Here is a 22,912-nt window from a genome sequence, read left to right as displayed (position 1 = left end):
TTTTTATACGTCGCAAATATCTATAGCTTGTTTCAGAGAGACCAAAGGATCCGTCCCTTTTGGCACAAATTCTTGACCTAAGAATCCTTTATATCCTGTCTCAATGATAGCTCTGACTATGGCCGGATAATACAATTCCTGAGTTTCATCAATCTCATTTCTTCCAGGTACACCGGCTGTATGGTAGTGGGCTATATACTTGTGGTGCTTTCTGATGGTGGCTATTACATCCCCTTCCATGATTTGCATGTGGTAGATGTCATAAAGTAGTTTGAAGTTTTCTGATCCTACTGCTTGACAAAGTTTAACTCCCCATTCCGTGGAATCACATTGGTAATCTTTATGATTTACTTTGCTGTTTAATAATTCCATGACCATGGTAATGCCATACTTCTCAGCCGAAGGCATTAATTTTTTGAGACCCAAGGCACAATTTTGGATTCCCTGTTCATCTGAAATTCCTCTTCTATTTCCGGAAAAACAGATGATCTTATCAAGTCCGGCTTCCTTTAGTAAAGGGAAGATGGCTTCATAACTCTTGATCAGCTCATCATGCAGGGAAGGATCATTAAAACCCCTCTCAATGCCTAAGCCGGCCCCCTGAGGCATGGCACAGGTTAATCCGTATTTTTTCAGGATAGGCCATTCCTTTGGACCTTGTAATTCAATGGACTGAATCCCCATTTTTACCACTTCTTGGCAGAGTTTTTCTAAGGGGATTGCGTCAAAACACCATCTAGAAACCGAGTGTTTAATGTTTCCTTTTAATGCTGTGTTAGGAGTAGCACAGGCTTCTCCTATGGTTAAACCTAAAGCGGCAGTTCCTAACATACTTTTTAATGCCTTTCTACGCGTTGATTTCATAAGATTATGGTTGGTAAACGGAATGATTAGGATCTCCACCGGCCATGAGAAATGCTACAAGGTCTCTTACTTCCTCCTCATTTAAACCATTGATCAAGCCGGGTAACATCATGGATACCGTTGAAATTTGCCTTGAAACTACGTCTTTTTTGGGTATTTTCATAGTAATAGTAGGCGTGAAGGGGTTTTGCGACAAGCTAATGTACTGTGCATCTTCGTTTATGATTTTCCCTACCCGGGTTTCTCCATTTTTCAGTTGGAGGTGTGTGGCAGCGTATTGATCTGATATGGAAAGGTTAGGCTCTATAATAGCTTCTACTATCCCCTTGATATCAAACCTGGTTCCTAAGCGGGTGAGATCCGGACCAATATTACCGCCCTCTCCTTGTAGAGTATGGCATTTGTCGCAAAGAGTAGCTTTGTACAGGTTTTGGCCTTTAGAAAAATCTCTTATGCCCCAGCCGTCTTTAAATAAGGCGGTGGCATCTTCAGTTTTCCAACTTCTCCCTGGTCCTTCCGGGGCAGTGATCAGATCATTCCCGCTTGGATTCAGGTCATCTCCTCCTGAAAGTTGATGCAGAAAGGTTTTGCGAGTGACTCTGTTTAATGCATTTTTACGTGCATTGTCCAAAAAGCCTACATAGCTAAGACCTCCTCTGTATTGGAATGCCTTTTTATACCACTTGAAGTAAGTTTCCTCTAACTTTGGAGTCCATCCTACTTTTTGTTCAGATAAGAGTATAGCATAGAACATTTGATTTTCAGGAGGTAGTTTTTCAAGTAGCCTGGCTAGGTCTATGCCATAATTGGGATTTCTAAGGATCAAATGTTCAGCGGAGGCATACTGCACATTTTCCTGATTCTGCTCCAAGTAGGGTAAGAGTCTGCTAACCGCTTGGGGATGCTGAGTGGCTACCATTAACTTGGCTACTTGTCTATTCTCCGAATCATCTTGATTAGGGAAGGGTAAGAATTGATGGAATGCCGTTATTTGAATGGGCTGACCGTGGCGAGAGATATAGATTTCCCAAACCCGCCAGTATTCCAGTCTTTGCTGAAGTGTAAGTGTGTTGACAGGTATTTCTAACAGAGACCTTTCTAGCCCTGCTTTATTTACTTTCTCTTTTGCCCGGCATAAAGCCATTAAGCCTATAATTCTTTTGGAAAAGGAGGGTTCTGAAAGGACTTTTGTCTCCCATTTTTCAGGAGAAATGTGCTCTAAAGCCATTCTGGCTGCATACTTGATCTGAGCTTCCTCATGATCCAGATAAGGCCATATTTGATCTAAGTCTTTAGGGAGGCTTTCAAGCTTTCTTCTAAGAGCAAAAGGATGGAGCGTTTCGCTGGGCTTGATTTTGGGCTTATTACCCACATAAGAAACCTTGTACAGATTAGATTGCAACTTACGTCCCCCGGTTAAGAAATAAAGCGCACCGTCAGGCCCAATTACACCGTCAGTCAGGGGTAAAGGAATACCACTTAAAAATTCTTTCTTTTCAGCCTGATAAGACTCCCTTTCTCTTTTTAGATGTATAGAATATATGATGCCAAAGCTCCAATCAAAGGCTAGTAAGGTATTCTTATAATCTTCGGGGAAGGCGGCGTTCTTTAAAGAGATGAGGTTTGTGGGGGATCCTTGTCCCATGTGAAGTAATGGTGCCACCTGATCCACGTGGTATTCTGGCCATTTTCCAGAACCGGTTCTCCAACCGAACTCGCTTCCATTAATGACGTGACAAAGGCGAGTGGACCTGTACCAAGGCATGCCTAAATCCCATTCCATATCAGAGTCGTAAGCAAAGAGTTCTCCGTCTTCGTTAAAGGCCAAATCAAAGGCATTTCTGAATCCTGCGGCTACCAGAGTCCACTTACCGGAGGCTAGTTCAACTTTCGCAATCCACCCTCCGGGTTCTTTGCGGTCTGTAGCATGCCCTCTAGGATCTTTGAGGAAAGGGTATAGGTTATCGTGTTTCCAAGTAGGAGAAAGGAGGTACTCGTCCATTTTCGGTAGGTCCGTATGATTTCCGGCGATGAGGTATAGGTGTTCTTCTGCGGGGTCTAAAACCAGGCTATGAGGGCCATGTTCCCCTTCTCCTTTTAGGCCTTTGATGAGAGTTAAGGTTTCAAAGGTGTCATCTTTGTTCAGGTCTTCTAATTTGTACAGTCCACTCTTGTGTTGATCTTTTCCATTATAATTGACCAAAAGATATAAGACGTCTTTGTGGAAGACCATGCCTTGGGCGGCCCCGAAACCTAGTGTGTCCCCCGGAATACTCAGTTTTTCCACTTGGATGGGGCTTTCTAGGCGGAGACGATACAGCCCTCCAAACTGATCTGAAGTGATTAGTCTTCCCTGCGGGTCAAAGGTCATGGAAACCCAGGAGCCTAGTCCTGCTTCTGAGGGGGAATAGAGTTTTTCTACTTTAAAATCCTCCTGTATCTGGATAGGGGTTTCTGAAGCAGCCGTCAGGAGGGTCAGGAATCCTGCAGCTATTTTTAAATAATGATTCATAGGTTGAATTTTTCTAACCCAATATAAATCAATTTTTTAAATCAAAAAACGCACCTTTTTTATTAGATATTTTTGAAATTATCTAAATCTATTGGAGATGGTGAAGTATACATTGTGTCCTACCTCATGATAACCGTATTTTCTCAGCCTTCTGGTGGTAGTAGTTTTAGGGAGTGGAGAGTCTAAGAAGGCCAGAATATAATATTTATTTTCCTCAAACGGTCGGTGAAAGAGCAGTGATTTGAAGGACAGGAAAGTGGCAGGAATTTTTCTTCCTTCTAAGTAGAGTTCCGACTTGTCTATCCAAAGGCACTCTAATTCTTTGATCTGCTGAGCTAATTGCGTGAGTTCTTCATTTTGAAGGGGGGATTTCATCATTTCTTCAAAAACTAGTTCTCGTTTTAATTTGGAATTATAGATATACCTGACGGTATCTGTATACATGATCAAGGTATAATAGCTGAATCTTCTATCTGAAAATCCCAAGGCGAAGGGTTGTTTTTGGTACATTTTATCATAGTTCTTTAATAAGTCTTTTATAGAACCTTCATTGATAAAATAATATTCCTCTGACTTCCTCACTTTGGAGGTGAAGCAGGAGGAGAGAAGTGGAATAAGGGATAGAAGCAGTAGCTTTTTCATGGAATATAGGTGATGCCGTAAACTAACCTTCTAAGTTTTCTTTTTTTCAGATTCATTTTCGTTCTCAATCCATAGTCCCAATAATCTAAAACATAATGTCCCTCTTTTTCTTCCATCTGGTAAAGCACCACGAAATGGGTAGGAGTGGGAAGTATGAAACGGAAAAACTTATTAGGATAAAGGGCCTTATTATTGAGATAAAGGATGACTGTATGGTCTTTAGAAATGTTTTGAATAAACTTCCCATAATTAAGGAACACGGGGCCTATTAGGTCCGCTCCTTTGGCATGGATTTCCTTCTGCGTCAGGGAGCGAAGCATATTATTGAATTTCTTGTAATTGCTGGCTGCCCAGAAGTTGTTTTCATCTCCCATGTCAAAGGTTTTGTCCTTGTTGTTTAGGTAACCTTTATAATTATCGGCCAAAACCAAGAACCACATTTGGTCAGCATGTCTGATATCCATTTTGCCCTTATTGTACAGGGTGCCGGCAGCCTGTCTGATTTCATCAGAAGAATTTAGTGTACGATCAGACACTTCAGTGCTTCCCTTAAAATATAGTTCCAGGACTTTATCTACGTAGAATTCGGGATTCCAAAGTAGGATATAATGGGTAAGAGCGGCGTATCCGCAGAAATAGGTTGGTTTACCTTGATTGAGAGAAAGGGGTTGGCGTACGTTTAGTACAAGGTTATCAAAGAACCAGTTTTTCTCCAAATGGGGCCAAACCTGACTTTTGGGTTTTTGTCGTGCTGCCTCAATTTTCTTCAAGGCGCGTTCTTGAACCTCCATATTTGGTTTTGGAGGTTGAGCCCAGGCTAAAGAACTGAGCAGCAAGAGCGATAGAAGGAATTTGTACATATGGATTTGCCTGCAAATATAACAAGAAAAAAGGCCCGGAAATCTCCGGGCCAATAATTAAAAGCCGTATACTATAGTGCCCGTTATGGTACGAGGAGGCTGTTTGACAAAGCCATATTCAAAGTATTCCTTGTTCAGAAGATTATTCAGGTCTAACCTGATTTCAAACTTTTGAATTTTATAGGAAGTTCTAAAGTCCAAAAGTCCAAAGGATGCGTAATCTATAGGAGCGGATGCATCATCCCAGGAGTATTGTCCGGCTCTATCCTTAAAGGTATACCATAGGCTGAGGTTCCATGAAGGTAGAGGTTCAAACAAGGTTCCTAAGGTGGCTTTGTGCTTCAGGTAGTTTAAGGTATAGAAGGATTGATAACCTTCTTCTTTTTTATCGGCGTGAATCCAGGCATAATTCAGGCTAAATTGTTTGAGGCGAATAGGGTTTTTACTGAAATTCCATTTTTGGGCCAGTTCTATGCCCCAGCGGTTCAGATAATCCATGTTTTCCATTAGTGGTACCGTAATGCCTGGTCGCTTGACCTTATCTATGGCATCTTCTGTATGCGTATAGAATAGAGAAACTTGAGAAAGGGAACCATGCGACTGCTTTTTGAATCCCAGCTCCTGAGTCCAAGCCTTTTCCGGGAGTAGGTTAGGGTCACCAGTAACGGTGTTATTTTTGAGATATAATTCCGTAAAGGTAGGGAATCGAAGCGACCTATTGACCGTGTAATAAATGCGGGAAGTGTTATCTAAAGCATAACCAAGATCTAAGCCGGGGAATAGGGAGAATCCAAACTTGGAATTATAACTGCCCAAAGTTCCTACATTCAGATTGAAATTCTGCCATACAAATTTACGTTCAAAGAACAGGCTGAGATTATCTCTGCTCTTTTGATGAGTGTAAGTTAGGTCCGACCAATCTTTTGCTTCTTTTCTTGGCTGATCAAGGGGATCTCCTATTCTGTTTGAAAGTATACCTTCCTTTCTCCATTCTAAACCAAATGCCGTGTGATTTTTGTAATTAAACTTCCATTCTATGTCCCAGACATCAGATCTATGTACATTGAGAAGATTTATTTTGTCTGTGTTTCTATAATTATCGAAGTCAAACATATCATAATGCAGGCGGTAGTTTGCTAGGAAGGTAGATTGCCATTTGTCCGAATATCTCTGCTTCCAGGCCAGATTAGCCAGATGAGAAGATACCTCTTCGTATTGGTTAAAGAACTTTGGGTGGTAGAAATTAGATGCCCCAAAGTCATTGCTCATTTGTCCGTATAAAAGCTGTATGGTTCCTTTGGTCCAACTTCTTTCTGCATTTACATTTAAACTATGTTTTTTATAGTCGGTGGCAGCTTGGAAACCTTCACTCTTTACCAAATCCAGCCCTGCGCCTACGTTCCATTTGTCTTTTACCCAAGTGCCGTATAAGGCCGACTGCCAGGTGTGGAACTGGCCGGCGCCCAATTGGATCTCTCCTTCTGACTTAGCCGGCTTTTTGGTGATGATATTGATTACACCGGAGAAAGCAGATGGGCCGAAGACCCGGGAAGCTCCTCCTTGTAAAACCTCAATCTTTTCTATCATGGAAAAAGGTACAGGGAGATTTAAAGCATGGTGTCCTGTTTGAGGATCATTCACTTTTACTCCATCTAATAGGATGAGGGTTTGGTCATAATGTCCACCACGAATGCTGATGTCAGCTTGAACACCAAAAGCAGAGCGGGAGCGAACGTCAACGTTTAATGCATACTGTAGAATGCCGTCTAGGGTCTTTACAGGTGCACTTTCCAGCGTTTTTCGGTCGATTATGCTGATGTTTCTAGCTGTGTTTTTGATTTCATTTCGTAATAAGGTAGCTGAAACGGTTACCACTTCTAGTTGCACGGTATCCTTTTGTGCAAAAATATTTAGATATGTAAAAAAGTATATAGTTAAAAAAATATAGAATTTCATAAATATAGAATATTATAATTAGCAAAATATTTAATTAATTATTTGCTACTATCTTCTTCTATAGGTTTTTTAGCTAATACTTTGAAATCTACTTTTCCTGAGCTGGATCTGGGAAGCTCATGGAAGAATTGTATACGGTTAGGTAGCTTATCAGAACTCAGTTTACTGAGGAGATAGTTTCTTAATTCATGGTGGCTTATTGGTTCAGTAGGCACCACATATAGAACCAGAAGGTCAGGTAGGGGCGAAACTAAGGCGGCTTCTCTGATCTTTGGGTGGAGTAAAGTGACTTGCTCGATCTCCTCTGCAAAGATGTTTAAACCTCTACGGTTAAACATTCGACCTTCTCTACCCAATAAGCAGAGGTAGCCGTTTGGATCTATAAATCCTAAGTCGGATACCGTAGGTTGATGTCGGTAATCAGGAGAAACGTAGGGACTATCTACCCAAATTTTTTCCTCTTTGATAGAGATTTTTACTCCAGGGAAGGGTTTACCCACTGAGGTGGGCAGATTAATGATTTCCTCATTCTGGATATAGGAGATATGTCCTAACTCAGCGGCTCCGTAATATTCCGTGATACAGGCATTGGGGAAATTTCGAAGCAGCTGTTCTGCCAGTTTAACTTCTAATTTCTCTCCGGCACTCACTACAGAGCGGATATGCGTATATGCTCCTCTATTGGGTAATAGGCGGTAATGCGAAGGCACCATGAAGATGGCACTTACTTCCTTTAACAGCTCAGCCCATTTACTCGCATTTTGAAGAGGAGTTAGATAGATGCTTGCGCCTAGCCATAAACCGTGAATGACCGCGTTTAAGTTGGCCGAATACGCCATAGCATCCAAACACAAGAGTGTGTCGTCTGCTTGGATTTGGAATACTTCTGACTGGGCAGGAAATGCAGAAAACCAAGCCTGATAATCCTTCCAAATGAGCTTTGGTTGGCCAGTACTTCCTGAGCTGAGAACTCCCAGGAATAGATCAGATTTTTGTGGGGAATAGGGTTCTTCTAAGTCATACTCCCCCTTTGGTACAAAATCTAAAGGAATTAATTGGTGGACATGCGCATACTCTCTTTTTAGGTCTTCATTACTGTGTTTTCCTGCGAAGACGGCTTTCCCACCCTTATGCAGAACAGCCAGAAAATTTATCAGGTTTTCTGATTCAGAATGATGGCAAAGTAAATAAGCACCTCGCTTTAATCCTGAGGATCGCTTCCGTATTTCTGCATATAGTTCTCCATAGGAATAACTTTTACCCGGAAATTTCAGGGCCAGTTTATCTGGATCAATATTTTTCCACCTGTCAAATAACATTTTCCAAAATTAAGGCGGAGGCTAATCCACCTGCTCCCGGTATAACCGTTAAACCCCAACTTTTGTTTCTGCTTTTTAAAGCGGCCAGTAAATGCACCACTTGGATGGTACCGCTCGCACCAAAAGGATGCCCGTAGGCTAAAGTTCCTCCGAGAACGTTGACCTTGGATTCAGCAATGCCTGTGTCATTGCAGAATATTTCAGGAATAAACGCAAAGGATTCAGAGATTTCAAACAAGTCTATTCTATCCAAATCTGTGTTCAAGGATGAAATGACATTCCTTATTCCCAAGGGGGCAAATGCCGGGTCTGTACCTATGGTTTTTACAGTATGTATACGTGCCAAAGCTCCTTGGGGATCCGAAGATAAGTATAAAACTGCAGCTCCGTCAGCAGGAGGAGCCGTGGTGGTGCGGTCTATTTTTTCTGCAGTACTGTAGGCCTCGAGCTGAATATCTGGTCGGAAAGACAAATCCGTATGTTTAGGCTCTAAAGCACACAGGTAGGGTGCAAGAACCTCTTTAGATTGAGATGCCAGGAGATGTGATCTTTTGAACCATCTCCACATGCTTTCTTTATCTATGTCCTTTGCACATCTTTCTGCTGCCGGAAGAAGACTAAGCTCTCCATTAGGACTGAATACAGCTTGAGAATAGGGTTTTCCGGTGTATCTAGGGTCATTTTGGGTATAGATTCTGATGGGAGCTAAGCTGACGCTTTCCATGCCTCCCACTAAGACAGATTTCCTGAGCCCGGATGCGATCAAGGCAAATCCCATTTCTATGCTTTTCAAACCTCCTATACACTGAGCATCTATGGTGCTTGCAGGGATTTCTAAAGGATAGCCAGCTGTTAAAGAAGCAAACCTGGCCATGTTTCCCCCTGTACCCACTGAAGTACTTAGAATAATCTCTTCCGGTAACTCTGGGAGTTTCTTCATCAAGTGGGCCATTAGGTTTTCCGGGGGAGTCCTTTTGTAAATTCCTCCCACTTTACCGTTAGGTACTCTTATGGCTTGATGAATATAAACCATCAGGGTTTTATAGGTTTTATATCTTCTAGGTAGGCAAAGGCTTCCTGGAATTTAATCCTTTCCTTCACGATAGTCTCGCAAAAGGCTTTATTACGAATCTCAAACAGCTCCCTTTCCTGCGGGTCTTTGATCTTATTCTTCTTTGTGAAATAATTGATCTTTTTGCCCAATAAATTGAACCACCAAAGTTTTCTTAGTCGGGTCATCATTGAGGTCCTTCCCGTGCTTTCTAGCCAGTGAATTTGGTACACTAAAATAAAAACATCTGCTGCCCCGAATCCATAGGTCATGTTTCTCAGACGCTCCCAGGTGATACGATCTGCTGTGGTAAAGTGTCTGAAGTGCAGCTCATTGGAATAGTAGATCTTATATCCTAATCTTCTAGTTATCAGGCACATTTCGCTGTCGGCGCCGGCAGTCTGTTTATTCCCCACTCTTCCCTCTAAGAAGGGTTTCCAGCCTTGAGTATACAGGTGATCGTAAACTTTCTTCCTGACGCTCAGTCCGGCACCAGGTACCAGTGCATGTTCAGTGATGTCTGTGAACTGTCCCTCATAGAGTTTACCTATAGCAAATGCGTGCTCGTTTTTCTTGAACCATGCCGGTGGTGGGGTTTCAAATGCACCTTCTCCGGCGCAGCCTATCAGTCCTATCTCCGGATTTTGGTAGTATTTGTGTAAGGTGGCAATCCAATTGTCTGCTACTCGGTTATCATCATCCACTACACTTAGTATATCGTATTTTGCAGCCAGTATGCCTGCTCTACGTGCATGAGCTTCGCCCTGTTTTGTCTCTAATATTACTCTTAAGGGAACAATAGGGTTTTCTTCCCAAACCTTTTCTGCGATTTCGGCAGTGTGATCTGTGGAGGCATTGTCTACTACTATAACCTCCCAAGCTATCCCTTCGCAGCCTTTCTGTACTTGAAGGTGTCTTAGTGTATCTGCCAGTACCCTGGAGCTATTATAACATGCTATTATGACTGATATTCCTTTCACTTCAAAAAACGATTATAAAAACGAACTTCCGCAGGAATGCCCTCACGGAAATCTCCAATTCTTTTGGCCCACCTTAGGGCATTGATTCTCTTATTCCACCAGGATACGGGGTAATGGCTATATATATAATCCATCACTCGAAACCCCTCTGAAAAGAGTAATCCTTCCCGTTCTGAACGGAAAGAAACATTATTTTCGTGTCTTCGGAATCTATTATGACGCAAATCCAAGCGTATGATTCCTGAAGGACCGGCCATCATGACCCAGAATAGCCAGTCGCCCGTATATTTAAAAGTCTTTAGTAAGTTGAAGTCTATATGATTCGGTTTTCTAAATACTGCGGAACTGGCGTTGTAGATTACTGGCCCTTGTAGAAATTCCTTTTGGACTAAATACTTACCTAGTAAATATGCATCGCCCTTCTCATGGGGAGGACGGTGGATTTCTTGGTCTTTGTCGTCTATCCAAATGGAGGAAGTGTAGGCTACATCGTAGTCTTTGTTTTGATCCAAAGCCTTAACCATAGCCGCTAGAAAACCGGGTTCTGCTGTATCATCACTTTCGGCCAGCCATAAGTATTCGCCCTTTGCTAGACTTATTCCTTTCTCCCACTGTATAAACGTAGAACCGGAGTTGCGCTCATTCACTTCCAGGTGAACAAATCTGGGATCATGGCGAAAGGTTTCCGCCACAGACACGCTGTTGTCCTGAGAGCTATCGTCCAAAAAGATCAGTTCAAAGTCAGTGAATGTCTGATTCAGAATGGACGCAAGCCTCTGCTCTAAGTAAGGTGCATGATTATAATTTGGGACGATGACAGAAACCTTAGGCATACTTCGATAAGATTTTCTTTGTGGTCTCCAGGAAGGCACGTCCCCATTTTTTATCCGGCTCCAGGTGGTTTCCTTCTGCCCATTCGTTCCAGGCATTTATAAAGAGGAAGTTCTCTTCTTCGCTGTAAATGGTAGTGGTTTTACAGGTATGGTCTAACCAATCTTCATAGAGTTCCGGGGTGGCATCATGCATTATGAAGGCATCATTTTTCCTTCTGGCGCTATTGTCCCAACCGGGAACCAGGGCCTTAAAATGCTTCTGAGTAAAGCTGGGTTTTGACTTCATCCTCTGCACTACCTCAGCATAATCTATTTTTCTATAGGTTTGTCCCCAACCTAACTTGTTCTTTATCCTTTGGATCAATCCGGGAATGATCTTGAGGTGGGACCAGTCGGGCTGCCAATCAATCACCAGATCCAAACCTACTTCCTGGGCGTTTACTTCAAATTCTGAGGAGGTGATGATACCGCCGAGGTAGAGGTCATCAAATCCGTTTTCACGGGCAACCTCCCTCCAGATCTTCACCGCTTCCGGCAAGTCCGGGATGATATGTGTATTGTAAAATAGGAAGAAAGGTTTTCCTCCTATTTTGATATATCTAGGATCTGAAAAGACCTTTTGGCACAGGTAAGTGGCGTGCTGTCTGTGGTCTTCTAAAGAGTATTTTTGTTCAATAAGGACTTCTTTGTCTTTTCCGTCCCAGCGTCTAGACCAGTTTTCATTGGCCCAGGCTAGCATGAAGGGGAAATCTGGTCTGTCCGACTTTAATATTTCTTGCAGGGGTCTTTCCATCAGCATTTTGCCATTGAACCAATAATGGTAATAGCAAAATCCGTAAAGACCGTATTCTTTAGCCAAATTAGCCTGATCACAGAGGGTTTGGAGCAGGCGCATGTCGTAGAAGCCTAAGTCGGCAGGCAACTGCGGTTGGTAATGTCCTTTATATCTAGGTCGGGCTTTCACCGTATTGGTCCATTCTGTAAAACCTTTGCCCCACCATTCATCGTTTTCCGGGAAGGGGTGGAACTGGGGAAGTACCACGGCTAAAGCTCTTATTTTTTTATTGTTCTGCACTCTTTCAGCTCGAATTTGAGGTGCAAATTTAGCAGAAAAGATCAAAGGATTTCCTGACAAAGTTCTATTAGTACGGATTGAGTGTCTTTTGGATGTAAAAAGCATACCCATTTATTATCTGCTCCTCTCTTTGGCTCTTCATTGAGGAGATGGAATCCTTCTTGTTTCAAACGTTGCATTTCTGCTCTGATGTCTTCCACTTCAAAGGCCACATGATGAATTCCCGGGCCTTTTTTCGCTATGAATTTTGCAATGGGGCTATCCTCTCTAGTGGCTTCCAGGAGCTCCATTTTGCCATTACCTGTATGAAAAAAGGAGGTAGTAACACCTTCTGATTCTACGGTCTCCGTTTTATAGGGAGAGCTGGCAAAGATCTTGGAAAATATGGCGTTAGCCTCTTCCAAGTTAGCTACTGCTATGCCCAAATGTTCAAATTTCATAGGATCGATTTTTTTTCTCCATGTGTAGACAAATAAACAAAATCCGAGTAAAAATAGCTAATTTTGACCTGAATCAATAGACAGCAGATGGCCCAAACCAAGGAGACACCTCTAAACAAACAATATAATCAGATAAAGGCAAAATATCCGGGAGCTATGCTCTTATTTCGGGTAGGGGATTTTTATGAGACCTTTGGAGAAGATGCAATAAAAGCATCTAAGATCTTAGGGATAGTTTTGACTCGTAGAAATAACGGGGGCTCCAATGATGAGTTGGCAGGATTTCCTCACCATTCTTTGGATACCTATTTGCCAAAGCTGGTGAGAGCCGGACAGAGGGTAGCCATTTGTGATCAGTTAGAAGATCCTAAGACGGTTAAAGGGATAGTTAAAAGAGGGGTTACAGAACTGGTGACGCCTGGGGTCTCCTTTAACGACAATGTCTTAGATGTGAGGCAAAATAACTATCTAGCTTCTTTGCATTTTGCAAGTGAAGATCTAATAGGAGTGGCCTTTTTAGACATAAGCACTGGGGAATTCTTCACTACCCAAGGCAGTTTGGCTTATGTAGATAAATTGATTCAAGGATTTAGTCCTGCTGAAATTCTCTATTGTAAGAAACACAAGAAGCGTTTTGAACAGGTTTTTGGAGAGAAGTATAATACTTACACCTTTGAGGATTGGGTATTTACCTATGATTTTGCTTACGACCAATTGATCCAGCATTTCAAAACCAATAATCTGAAGGGATTTGGGGTGGAGAATCTGCAGGAAGGGGTGACCGCAGCAGGTGTTATACTCCAGTATTTGAAGGATACGGAGCATAGGGAGGTGGATCATATCAACCGACTTACCCGCCTGGATCAGGAGCAGTACGTTTGGTTAGATCGTTTTACTATTCGAAATCTGGAATTGTTATTTTCTCCTCACGAAGGAGGGGTTCCATTGATAGATATTCTAGACCAGACGGTCACGCCTATGGGGGCTCGTTTGCTGAGAAAATGGTTAGTCTTGCCATTGAAAAACAAAGCTCAAATCGAAGAGAGGCTGAATACCGTACAATATTTTGCAGGGGACGATCAAGTCTTGCAAAACTTGATACAAGTGCTGAAGCCTATAGGTGATCTGGAACGTTTGGTATCTAAAGTGGCCGTACGCAGGATTAATCCACGGGAAATGGTTCAGCTTAAAAAGGCTTTGGCACAGATTGAACCATTGAAAGAGTTGCTGGTAGGGCATCCTTCCATGGAAAAGCTAACCGGTCAATTGAATGACTGCAAATTCCTTGTAGAAAAGATTGAGAGAGAACTCCGTGATGATGCTCCTACGCAAATGAATCAGGGAGGAATGATCAAGACGGGGGTGGATGCCCCTTTGGATGAGCTCCATAAGATAGCTTTTTCAGGCAAGGATTATTTGGTTGATATCCAAAACCGGGAATCAGAGCGTACGGGTATACCTTCTTTGAAGATTGCTTATAACAAGGTGTTTGGGTACTATTTGGAAGTGTCAAATGCCCATAAAGATAAGGTGCCTCAAGAATGGATTCGAAAACAAACCTTGGTGAATGCGGAACGTTATATCACTGAGGAGCTGAAAGTGTATGAGGAGCAGATCTTAACGGCAGAGAGCAAGATCAATGAGATAGAGTTCAGAATCTTCAATGAACTCGTACTCACTGCCGCGGAGTATGTTAATGTTATTCAGGAGAATGCAAGGGTAATTTCTAATCTGGATGCCTTGCTCTCATTTGCACGAGTAGCATTGAAGAATGGTTATGCAAGGCCTGTAATAACGGAGGAGAAACGCTTGGATATCAAGGGCGGTAGACATCCGGTGATTGAGCAACAATTACCTACCGGCGAAAGTTATGTACCAAATGATCTTTACTTGGATGATGAGGAACAACAAATCATCATTATCACCGGTCCTAACATGGCAGGTAAAAGTGCTTTGCTACGTCAGACGGCCTTGATTGTATTGATGGCGCAGATTGGCTCTTTTGTGCCTGCTGCTAGTGCTGAGGTGGGTATAGTGGATAAGATATTTACCAGAGTAGGGGCGAATGATAACCTATCCAGAGGGGAATCTACCTTCATGGTGGAGATGACGGAAACGGCTTCCATCTTGAATAATCTTGGTGATAGGAGCTTGGTGATTATGGATGAGATAGGTAGAGGTACCAGTACCTATGATGGGGTAAGTATAGCTTGGAGTATTGCAGAATATCTGCATAATCATAAAAAACAAAGACCAAGAACACTCTTTGCTACGCATTATCACGAGTTGAATAATTTGAGCAATGATTTCCCGAGAATCAAGAACTTCAATGTTGCCGTAAAGGAGATGAATGGCAAGGTGGTATTCTTAAGGAAGTTAAAAGAAGGGGGTAGCGAACACAGTTTTGGTATACATGTGGCTCAATTAGCCGGAATGCCACAGAGTGTAGTTTTACGAGCTAATGAGATCTTGCAAGAGCTTGAAAAGAGCGAAGCCAAAGAGAAGAATAAGGCCAAGATCAGTGAGGCGCCTAAGAATAACTTCCAGTTAAACTTTTTCGATCCGGTAGATCCTGTGGCAGAGACTTTGAAAGAGAAGATCAAAGCCATGGATTTGAACGCCATGTCACCTATTGAGGCGCTATTGAAATTAAATGATTTACAAAATTTGGTGAAAGGCTAACTATTTATCGTCTAGCCTTTCATACTCTACTTCCTCGTAATCGGGGAAGTCAAAGTCTTCGGGATGTAATAGGATTTCTTCCATTTTCTTGTTTTTGTTTCAAAAATCCTGAAATTCATGGGTTTATAAAAGAAATATACATTAAGGATTTGTGAAATTTAGTATACTTACGGAACAAAATTCAACCTTATGTTCCGTTTTCTCTTCTTTATCTCTAGTCTTTTTCTTCAAGATTTACGTACAGAACACCTGGATAGCCCATTGGGTATTGATGTGGAAGCTCCTAGGTTTACCTGGAAAGTAAAAGGAGGGGAACAAACTCATTTTCAAATTTGGGTTAGTACAGATTCGCTTAAATGGAGTTACACTTCCGGGAAGAAGCAGGAGGGATTTCCCCTTTTTGCGTATGATGGCCCCCAACTAAAACCCAGGACAAAGTATTACTGGAAGGTGCAGGTATGGACCAAAGAAGGATTAACGGCAGTGTCTTCTGCGGCACAATTTGAGACTGGGATTATGAAGGAATGGAAGGGCCACTGGATTTCAGACAGCAGAGATATAGATCTTAAACCAGCGCCTTATTTCCGGCATAAATTCACGGTTAAGAAGCCTATAAAGCAAGCGAGAGCCTATATAGCTGTTGGCGGTCTGTACGAATTAAGTCTAAACGGACAGAGGATAGGAGATCATTTTTTGGATCCCTTGTATACTCGTTTTGATAGAAGGGTGCTGTATGTGACACATGACGTTACTTCAGCCTTGCAAAGGGGAGAAAATGCCATTGGAGTATTATTGGGGAACGGATGGTATAATCATCAATCTACGGCCGTTTGGTACTTTGATAAGGCTCCCTGGAGGAACAGGCCTACTTTCTGTTTGGACTTATATATCCAATATACCGATGGGACAGAAGAGCGTGTCAGTTCAGGACGAAACTGGAAAACGGCGCTTTCTCCTACCATTTTCAATAGCATTTACACGGCGGAACATTATGATGCTAGGCTAGAAATATCCGGGTGGGATTCTGCGGATTTTGACGATAAAGATTGGAAGAATGCTATTCCCAGAAGTGCACCCGCGGGTAAAATCGTTTCTCAAAGTGTTAGGCCCATTCGGAAAACTTTAGAGATAAAGCCAGTGAGAATAATCCAACTGAATGATAGTATAAGAGTAGTGGATTTTGGTAGGAATATCTCAGGAGTTACTGGAATCAAAGTTAAGGGAGCAGAAGGTACGGAGGTGAGATTGCGGCACGCGGAAAGGCTTTATGAGAATGGAAGAACTGACATTTCAAATATAGATGCGCATTACAGACCCACAGATGATACAGATCCTTTCCAAACGGATATTTTCATCCTATCCGGGAAAGGTGAAGAGTATTTCTGTCCGAAGTTCAATTATAAGGGTTTCCAGTATGTGGAGATCCAATGCAAAGAACCTATAAAGATCCTGGATATTAAAGCCTACTTTGTGCACTCGGATGTGCCGGTTAAAGGGAAAGTCAATTCTTCAGATGAGCTTCTAAACAAGATTTGGCAGGCTACTAATGCTTCTTACTTAAGCAATTTTGTAGGATATCCTACGGATTGTCCTCAGAGAGAAAAAAACGGATGGACAGGAGATGCTCATATAGCTAGTGAGACAGGCCTGTTTAATTTTGATGGGATCACGGTGTATGAGAAGTGGTTGGCTGATCATAGAGATGAGCAACAAGCCAACGGGGTTCTGCCTTCCATTATTCCTACAGGGGGCTGGGGATACGAGTGGGGGAATGGTCCCGACTGGACCAGTACTATAGCCATTATCCCTTGGAATTTGTATATGTATTATGGAGATAAAAGACCTTTAGAAGAGAACTATGATGCATTGAAAAGGTATGTAGGGTATTTGCTGGAGAACTATCCAAGCGGTTTGACGGATTGGGGGCTTGGCGATTGGATTCCTGTTAAATCAAGATCTCCTGTAGAACTCACGTCTACAGCTTATTACTATACAGATGTACTGATCTTGTCTAAGATGGCCGGAGTTTTAGGTAATAAAGAAGATGAAAAGTTCTACGCGGATAAGGCAGATTATATTAAAAATACTTTCAACCAGAAGTATTTTATCCCTGAAAAGGCTATTTATGGTTCTGGGCTGCAAACAGAATTGGCGGTTCCTCTGTATTGGGGTTTAGTGCCAAAAGAGTACAAGCAGCAAGTGGCGGATAACTTGGCTATAAGAGTAAAATCTGATGGGTTGGATGTAGGATTATTAGGTACCAAAGCTATACTTCAAGCCTTGAGTGATGGGGGACATGGTGAGGTAGCATATGCCTTGGCTAGCAGAAAGACATATCCTTCCTGGGGATGGTGGATCATGAATGGGGCCACTACCTTATTTGAGAACTGGCCTATAGATGCGAAATCTGACATCTCCATGAATCACATCATGTTTGGAGAGATAGGTGCCTGGTACTATAAGGCGTTAGGAGGAATTCGACCTGAATCTGCAGGATTTCAGAAGATATTAGTTAAGCCGTTTATTCCCAGAGAGCTGGAGCGTTTTTCTGTAGAATTAGAAAGTCCGTTGGGAAAGATTGTTTCAGGATGGGAAGGAAGGAATTATACCTTGGAGATACCGGACGGCGTAGAGGCGGAATTACATGTTCCAAAGGAATTTGTTGGCGGATCAAAGGTACTTAAGTTGAAAGCGGGGAGACATACTTTTAAGGTGGAACCATGAGGAAGATAATATTATTGCTTCTTATTAGTTGGGCAGCTCATGCGCAAGTTAGAAGGGATGAAACCATCACTACCTACAGAAATGCTAAGCGCATAGTATGGCAGAGTGATCAAGGCATAGAAGGATTGAGTCAATTGCTTAGTCAGAATAGTGGACAAGCTGTGTTGAGCAATGAAGGGGTAGTGAAACTGAAGAGCAAAAAGGGCACCTTGCCGGGATTTCTCCTTGATTTTGGACAGGAAGTTCATGGAGGGCTGGAAATAGTCACGGGGATGTATCCGGGAAACAAGCCCATAAAACTGCGGGTGAGATTTGGGGAATCTGTGGGGGAAGCTATGAGTGATCACGGTTCAAGTGCTACAAATGATCATGCTATGAGGGACATGGAGGTGAGTGTCCCCTGGCTGGGCAAAATACGTATAGGGGACACAGGTTTTAGGTTTGTACGGATAGATATGCTGGATGAGAATCAGGACTTGTACCTGAGGGAGGTGAATGCCGCAGTGGTCATGAGGGACTTGCCCTACCTAGGCTCTTTTCATAGCAGTGATAGCATGTTAAATCAAATATGGCAGACGGGCGCTTACACAGTACACTTGAATCTGCAAGACTATCTTTGGGATGGGATCAAGAGAGATAGATTAGTATGGGTGGGTGATCTTCACCCGGAAGTTTCTACGGTGATGGCTGTATTTGGGGACTTAGAGGTGGTGAAAAAGAGTTTGGATTTAGCAAGAAAAACTACTCCATTGCCGGAATGGATGAACGGGATCAGTACCTATTCCATGTGGTGGCTGATTATTCAAAGAGATTGGTTCAGACAGTATGGGGATTTAACCTATTTGAAGGAGCAGGAGGATTACCTGAAGTCCCTATTAAAACATTTGATGAATAAAGTTGATGCAGATGGTAGAGAGAAATTAGATGGAAACAGATTCTTAGACTGGCCCACCAGTAATAATAAAAGGGCAGTGGACGTGGGATTGCAGGCAATGATGATATGGACACTGGAAGCGGGTGCGGAATTATGTAAGGTCCTAGAGGATGTAGAATTAGAAAAGGAGTGTCAAAACCTCAGAAATAAGATGCTAAGGGCAAAGCCTGAATTCACAGAAAATAAACAGGCTACGGCATTGTTAGCTTTAGCAGGAAGCTTGGATGCCAAAAATGCATCACGAAATATCATTGAGAAGGGTGGTGCGGATGGTTTCTCTACCTTTTACGGTTATTATATGTTAGAAGCTATGGCCAAAGGGGAGCGAGTGCCTGAGGCTTTGAAGATCATAAAGGAATACTGGGGCGGAATGATAAACATGGGTGCTACAAGTTTTTGGGAAGATTTTGATTTGAAGTGGACAGAAGGTAGTACGCGTATTGATGAGATGCCTGTTCCCGGTAAAAAGGACATACACGGTGATTTTGGAGATTATTGCTACGTGGGCTATAGACATAGTTTAAGTCACGGATGGGCATCTGGGCCTACCGCCTTTTTGAGTAAGTATGTATTAGGCGTAAATGTTATAGATAAAGATACGGTGGAGATTAAGCCTGAATTGGGGCATTTGTCTTATGCGGAAGGTACTTATCCTACTTCAAAGGGGATTCTTAAAATCCGACATGAAAAGGGGAGGGACGGGAAGGTGAAAACTACCTATGAGGCGCCGGCAGGATTAATCGTGAAATAAAAAAAAGAAAGCCATCTTTCGATGGCTTATGCTTCTTCTTTCTTATCTAAAAACTCTTGATAAACGGTAGGTTTATCGAAAGGTCTTTCTCCAATGATTTCTACCAAGTCATGCTGGTAAATGATTTCTCTATCCAGTAGGGCCTTAGCTAAAGCATCCAGTTCCTGACGTTTTTCTATCAAGAGGGCTTTCGTGGTCTCATAGGCATGATCTATGAGTTTTTTCACTTCCTCATCTATCAGTTTCGCAGTGCTTTCTGAATAGGGTTTAGAGAAAGAATATTCGCTTTGTCCTTTTGAATCGTAATAGGAGATATGTCCTAATTTATCGTTCATACCGTAGATGGTAACCATGCTGTAGGCCATCTTCGTGATCTTTTCCAAGTCGCTCAGGGCACCTGTAGAGATCTTACCGAAAACTACTTCCTCTGCGGCTCTGCCACCAAGGGCCATGCACATCTCATCGAACAATTGTTCTGTACGGTACAGGTATTGTTCTTTTGGTAAGTATTGGGCATAACCTAAAGCTGCTACACCTCTAGGTACTATGCTCACTTTAACCAGTGGGTTAGCATGTTCTAGGAACCATCCGGTTATGGCGTGGCCGGCTTCGTGGAAGGCTACTATCTCTTTCTCTTCTGGAGAAATCAGTTTGTTTCTCTTCTCCAGACCTCCGATCTCGCGGTCTATTGCATCCTGGAAATCCTTCATTTCCACTTCTTTTTTACCTCTACGGGCAGCAAGAAGGGCAGCTTCATTACATACGTTAGCAATTTCCGCACCGGCAAATCCTGGAGTTTGTGCAGCAAGTTTTTTTGCATCTACTTCAGAAGAAGCCTTGATAGGTTTTAAATGCACTTTGAAGATCGCTTCTCTACCGTTGATATCCGGTACATCAACAGAGATTTGACGGTCAAATCTACCCGGTCTTAGGAGGGCAGCATCCAATACATCCGGACGGTTAGTTGCGGCCAGAATGATGATACCGGTATCAGAGCCGAAACCATCCATTTCTACTAGTAAGGAGTTCAGCGTGTTCTCTCTTTCGTCATTACCACCAGGCATGGCACCTTTACCTCTACTTCTACCTACGGCATCAATCTCATCAATAAAGATGATACAAGGAGCTTTCTCTTTGGCTTGTTTGAACAAGTCTCTAACCCTTGCAGCACCTACCCCTACGAACATTTCTACGAAGTCAGAACCGGATAGAGAGAAGAAAGGAACGGAAGCTTCACCTGCCACTGCTTTTGCCATCAAGGTTTTACCTGTACCCGGAGGGCCTACAAGTAGGGCTCCTTTAGGTATTTTACCCCCAAGTTCCGTGTATTTGGTTGGCTTCTTTAAGAATTCAACGATCTCCGTTAATTCTTCTTTTGCTTCATCTAAACCTGCTACATCTGCAAAGGTGACCTTCACGCGGTTATCCGCATCAAAGAGGGCAGCTTTTGATTTTCCAATGTTGAAAATGGCTCCTCCCGGCCCACCTCCTGACATCCTGCTCATTAAGAAGTACATCAAACCGAACAGGAATAACCATGGGAAAAGGGACATGAAGATCTGCATGTAATCACTTCTTTCCACAGAATTCGGATAAAGGTTACTTTTGTAATCTTCAGGTAGGTCACTTTCCTTCTTTAGGTTATCAAAGCTATTCATGAAGGAGTCATCAGAGACAATATTCATCTCTAAATGAGGTCCTTTAGTGAATTTAGCGTTTCCTAAATTATTCTTATACGCTGGATTGGATAATCCTTTTTGGTTCAAAGAAATTTCAACAAGTTTTTTACCCTTAACTATAGACAAGCTCTCCACTTCCTGGTTTTTCACCATGTCTTCAAAGGTCTTGTAGGGTACAGTAGGTAAAGCACTTTTAGAGTTGAAAAACAACAAACCCATAATGGCCAAGATCAAGGTGGCTACCATCCATCCCTGCATACCACCGGGAGGCGTAGGGTTGATCTTCTTGCGCGGAGGGTTCGGTTGGCTATTTTGATCAGACATAATTATTAAATTTAATTATTGCACAGGTGTTTTTGAAGGTACCATTGTATCTCCGTAATAAGAGAAATCAGCATCCCCCCAAAGGCTTTCTAAATCATAAAATTCTCGACGATCTTTACGGAAGATATGTACCACTACATTCACGTAGTCTAACAAAATCCACTCTCTGTTTGTAAAACCTTCCTTATGCCATGGAAGTTCTTGAGCATGTTTAAAAACTTCTTCATCCACAGATTCTGCTATAGCGCCAATTTGGGTGTCAGATCCTCCAGAGCAGATGATAAAGAAGTCTGTGATGGCTCCTGATATTTTTCTTAAGTCCAGTTTAACGATATCAAACCCTTTCTTTTCCTGTATGCCATTTATTATTAGATCACATAAGGCTTCACTAGAAATTTTTTTCTTCATTCAAAAATCTTAATTGTTAATTTTGTGAGTATAGTACTCCTATTACTCATAACGCTAAATTAATTTATTTTGCTCAAACTTCATCCCAAAACTTTATTTGTTGGACAAAATCAGGTTTTTCTGCCAAATTGTCATTCCACTAATGATATTGCCTCCCAATATACAGAACGAGATGACAATTATGACGGACTTTTAGTCTATACGGATTTTCAAAGTGCGGGTAGGGGGCAAAGGGGCACGGTTTGGCTGGCAGAACCCGGGCAAAATGTGATGATGTCAGTGGTGTTGAATACATCCTATCTTTCTGTAAATAAACAGTTTGATTTAAGTATTGCGACTGCCTTAGGGGTATATTCCGGACTGAACAGTTTAGGCGTTCAGGATTTAAGTATAAAATGGCCAAATGACATTTATTGGCAGGATAAGAAATTAGGTGGTATTCTGATAGAAAGCAGTATCAGGGAGGGTAAGCTAAAATCCTCCATCATTGGTATAGGTCTTAATGTTAATCAACGGGATCATCTTCCTGAAAGAGCAGTATCTCTTGCTTTGGCAGGCTATAATTATTCAAGAGATGAAGTCATTTGCGCCCTTTGTGAGGGTTTAGAAAAGCATGTCTTGCTCCTTAAGAAAGGATATGACCTGAAGCAGGAATACTATAGTGTTTTGTTAGGCTACCAGAAAGAGCGCAGCTTTCTAAGTGAAGGTGTTACCTTCCAAGGGGTTATAACTGGTATTGGAGAAAGGGGAGAATTATTGATAACATCGGATCATTCCAAGAAAAAATTTGATATTAAGGAAATAAGCTTCTGTTTTTGAATGGCTTAATCACTGGCTTTCTTATTTTTGAGCAAAACCATACAAAACGTGAAATACGA

General features: G+C 42.2%; 17 protein-coding genes. 4 read left to right on the top strand and 13 right to left on the bottom strand.

Annotated features, from left to right (window positions below; genetic code table 11):
- Positions 1–3 precede the first annotated feature (3 nt).
- The 11 genes from LBYS_RS08790 to mce all read right to left on the bottom strand — a co-directional run bounded on the left by LBYS_RS08790 (position 4) and on the right by mce (position 12,532).
- Positions 4–864 carry a hydroxypyruvate isomerase family protein gene (locus tag LBYS_RS08790; protein ID WP_013408523.1) on the bottom strand — a complete coding sequence of 287 codons (861 nt, stop codon included), beginning with the start codon at positions 862–864 and terminating at the stop codon, positions 4–6.
- 4 nt (positions 865–868) lie between these two features.
- Positions 869–3,376, bottom strand: coding sequence for a c-type cytochrome (locus tag LBYS_RS08785; protein WP_013408522.1), 2,508 nt, complete (start codon positions 3,374–3,376; stop codon positions 869–871).
- 78 nt (positions 3,377–3,454) lie between these two features.
- Complete coding sequence (locus tag LBYS_RS08780; RefSeq protein WP_013408521.1) at positions 3,455–4,018, bottom strand: hypothetical protein; 564 nt, start codon at positions 4,016–4,018, stop codon at positions 3,455–3,457.
- A complete protein-coding gene (locus LBYS_RS08775) occupies positions 4,015–4,878 on the bottom strand; it encodes a hypothetical protein (RefSeq protein ID WP_013408520.1) in 864 nt (287 codons plus the stop codon). The genes LBYS_RS08780 and LBYS_RS08775 overlap by 4 nt, the downstream gene beginning before the upstream one ends.
- Positions 4,879–4,935: 57 nt before the next feature.
- On the bottom strand, positions 4,936–6,834 hold the full coding sequence (locus LBYS_RS08770; RefSeq protein WP_013408519.1) for a TonB-dependent receptor plug domain-containing protein: 1,899 nt from the start codon (positions 6,832–6,834) through the stop codon (positions 4,936–4,938).
- A 38-nt stretch (positions 6,835–6,872) separates the two neighbouring features.
- The gene (locus LBYS_RS08765; protein ID WP_013408518.1) at positions 6,873–8,153 is read right to left on the bottom strand and encodes an AMP-binding protein; all 1,281 of its coding nucleotides are present in this window, start codon (positions 8,151–8,153) and stop codon (positions 6,873–6,875) included.
- Entirely contained in the window at positions 8,143–9,186 is a 1,044-nt protein-coding gene (locus LBYS_RS08760) for a thiolase family protein (RefSeq protein WP_013408517.1), read from the bottom strand. Before LBYS_RS08760 ends, LBYS_RS08765 begins: the two co-directional genes overlap by 11 nt.
- A complete protein-coding gene (locus tag LBYS_RS18275; protein WP_013408516.1) occupies positions 9,186–10,184 on the bottom strand; it encodes a glycosyltransferase in 999 nt (332 codons plus the stop codon). Before LBYS_RS18275 ends, LBYS_RS08760 begins: the two co-directional genes overlap by 1 nt.
- A complete protein-coding gene (locus tag LBYS_RS08750) occupies positions 10,181–11,017 on the bottom strand; it encodes a glycosyltransferase family 2 protein (protein ID WP_013408515.1) in 837 nt (278 codons plus the stop codon). The genes LBYS_RS18275 and LBYS_RS08750 overlap by 4 nt, the downstream gene beginning before the upstream one ends.
- A complete protein-coding gene (locus tag LBYS_RS08745) occupies positions 11,010–12,152 on the bottom strand; it encodes a glycosyltransferase WbsX family protein (protein WP_013408514.1) in 1,143 nt (380 codons plus the stop codon). Before LBYS_RS08745 ends, LBYS_RS08750 begins: the two co-directional genes overlap by 8 nt.
- Positions 12,134–12,532 carry a methylmalonyl-CoA epimerase gene (mce, locus tag LBYS_RS08740; RefSeq protein ID WP_013408513.1) on the bottom strand — a complete coding sequence of 133 codons (399 nt, stop codon included), beginning with the start codon at positions 12,530–12,532 and terminating at the stop codon, positions 12,134–12,136. The genes LBYS_RS08745 and mce overlap by 19 nt, the downstream gene beginning before the upstream one ends.
- Positions 12,533–12,619: 87 nt before the next feature.
- Between mce and mutS the strand changes: the two genes are divergently transcribed.
- From mutS to LBYS_RS08725, 3 genes are all read left to right on the top strand, one after another.
- Positions 12,620–15,214 (top strand): DNA mismatch repair protein MutS, encoded by a 2,595-nt coding sequence (gene mutS / locus LBYS_RS08735; RefSeq protein ID WP_013408512.1) that lies wholly within the window; start codon positions 12,620–12,622, stop codon positions 15,212–15,214.
- A 189-nt stretch (positions 15,215–15,403) separates the two neighbouring features.
- The gene (locus LBYS_RS08730; protein ID WP_013408511.1) at positions 15,404–17,938 is read left to right on the top strand and encodes an alpha-L-rhamnosidase; all 2,535 of its coding nucleotides are present in this window, start codon (positions 15,404–15,406) and stop codon (positions 17,936–17,938) included.
- The gene (locus LBYS_RS08725; protein WP_013408510.1) at positions 17,935–19,623 is read left to right on the top strand and encodes an alpha-L-rhamnosidase-related protein; all 1,689 of its coding nucleotides are present in this window, start codon (positions 17,935–17,937) and stop codon (positions 19,621–19,623) included. The genes LBYS_RS08730 and LBYS_RS08725 overlap by 4 nt, the downstream gene beginning before the upstream one ends.
- Before the next feature lie 26 nt (positions 19,624–19,649).
- On the opposite strand, the gene ftsH is transcribed toward LBYS_RS08725, so the two are convergent.
- Both ftsH and rsfS read right to left on the bottom strand, forming a co-directional pair.
- Complete coding sequence (gene ftsH / locus LBYS_RS08720) at positions 19,650–21,626, bottom strand: ATP-dependent zinc metalloprotease FtsH (protein ID WP_013408509.1); 1,977 nt, start codon at positions 21,624–21,626, stop codon at positions 19,650–19,652.
- 15 nt (positions 21,627–21,641) lie between these two features.
- On the bottom strand, positions 21,642–22,034 hold the full coding sequence (gene rsfS / locus LBYS_RS08715) for a ribosome silencing factor (RefSeq protein ID WP_013408508.1): 393 nt from the start codon (positions 22,032–22,034) through the stop codon (positions 21,642–21,644).
- A 69-nt stretch (positions 22,035–22,103) separates the two neighbouring features.
- Between rsfS and LBYS_RS08710 the strand changes: the two genes are divergently transcribed.
- Positions 22,104–22,853, top strand: coding sequence for a biotin--[acetyl-CoA-carboxylase] ligase (locus LBYS_RS08710; protein ID WP_013408507.1), 750 nt, complete (start codon positions 22,104–22,106; stop codon positions 22,851–22,853).
- Positions 22,854–22,912: the final 59 nt, after the last annotated feature.

It is taken from the genome of Leadbetterella byssophila DSM 17132, from assembly GCF_000166395.1.
Lineage (GTDB): Bacteria > Bacteroidota > Bacteroidia > Cytophagales > Spirosomataceae > Leadbetterella > Leadbetterella byssophila.
The sequence above is the reverse complement of the archived record's forward strand: the minus strand, read 5'-3'. Positions and strand labels throughout refer to the sequence as shown.

Bases quoted from the DNA above. Each gene is read 5' to 3' on its own strand.
- LBYS_RS08790 (WP_013408523.1), bottom strand. From the start codon at position 864: ATGAAATCAACGCGTAGAAAGGCATTAAAAAGTATGTTAGGAACTGCC.
- LBYS_RS08785 (WP_013408522.1), bottom strand. From the start codon at position 3,376: ATGAATCATTATTTAAAAATAGCTGCAGGATTCCTGACCCTCCTGACG.
- LBYS_RS08780 (WP_013408521.1), bottom strand. From the start codon at position 4,018: ATGAAAAAGCTACTGCTTCTATCCCTTATTCCACTTCTCTCCTCCTGC.
- LBYS_RS08775 (WP_013408520.1), bottom strand. From the start codon at position 4,878: ATGTACAAATTCCTTCTATCGCTCTTGCTGCTCAGTTCTTTAGCCTGG.
- LBYS_RS08770 (WP_013408519.1), bottom strand. From the start codon at position 6,834: ATGAAATTCTATATTTTTTTAACTATATACTTTTTTACATATCTAAAT.
- LBYS_RS08765 (WP_013408518.1), bottom strand. From the start codon at position 8,153: ATGTTATTTGACAGGTGGAAAAATATTGATCCAGATAAACTGGCCCTG.
- LBYS_RS08760 (WP_013408517.1), bottom strand. From the start codon at position 9,186: ATGGTTTATATTCATCAAGCCATAAGAGTACCTAACGGTAAAGTGGGA.
- LBYS_RS08750 (WP_013408515.1), bottom strand. From the start codon at position 11,017: ATGCCTAAGGTTTCTGTCATCGTCCCAAATTATAATCATGCACCTTAC.
- mce (WP_013408513.1), bottom strand. From the start codon at position 12,532: ATGAAATTTGAACATTTGGGCATAGCAGTAGCTAACTTGGAAGAGGCT.
- mutS (WP_013408512.1), top strand. From the start codon at position 12,620: ATGGCCCAAACCAAGGAGACACCTCTAAACAAACAATATAATCAGATA.
- LBYS_RS08730 (WP_013408511.1), top strand. From the start codon at position 15,404: ATGTTCCGTTTTCTCTTCTTTATCTCTAGTCTTTTTCTTCAAGATTTA.
- LBYS_RS08725 (WP_013408510.1), top strand. From the start codon at position 17,935: ATGAGGAAGATAATATTATTGCTTCTTATTAGTTGGGCAGCTCATGCG.
- ftsH (WP_013408509.1), bottom strand. From the start codon at position 21,626: ATGTCTGATCAAAATAGCCAACCGAACCCTCCGCGCAAGAAGATCAAC.
- rsfS (WP_013408508.1), bottom strand. From the start codon at position 22,034: ATGAAGAAAAAAATTTCTAGTGAAGCCTTATGTGATCTAATAATAAAT.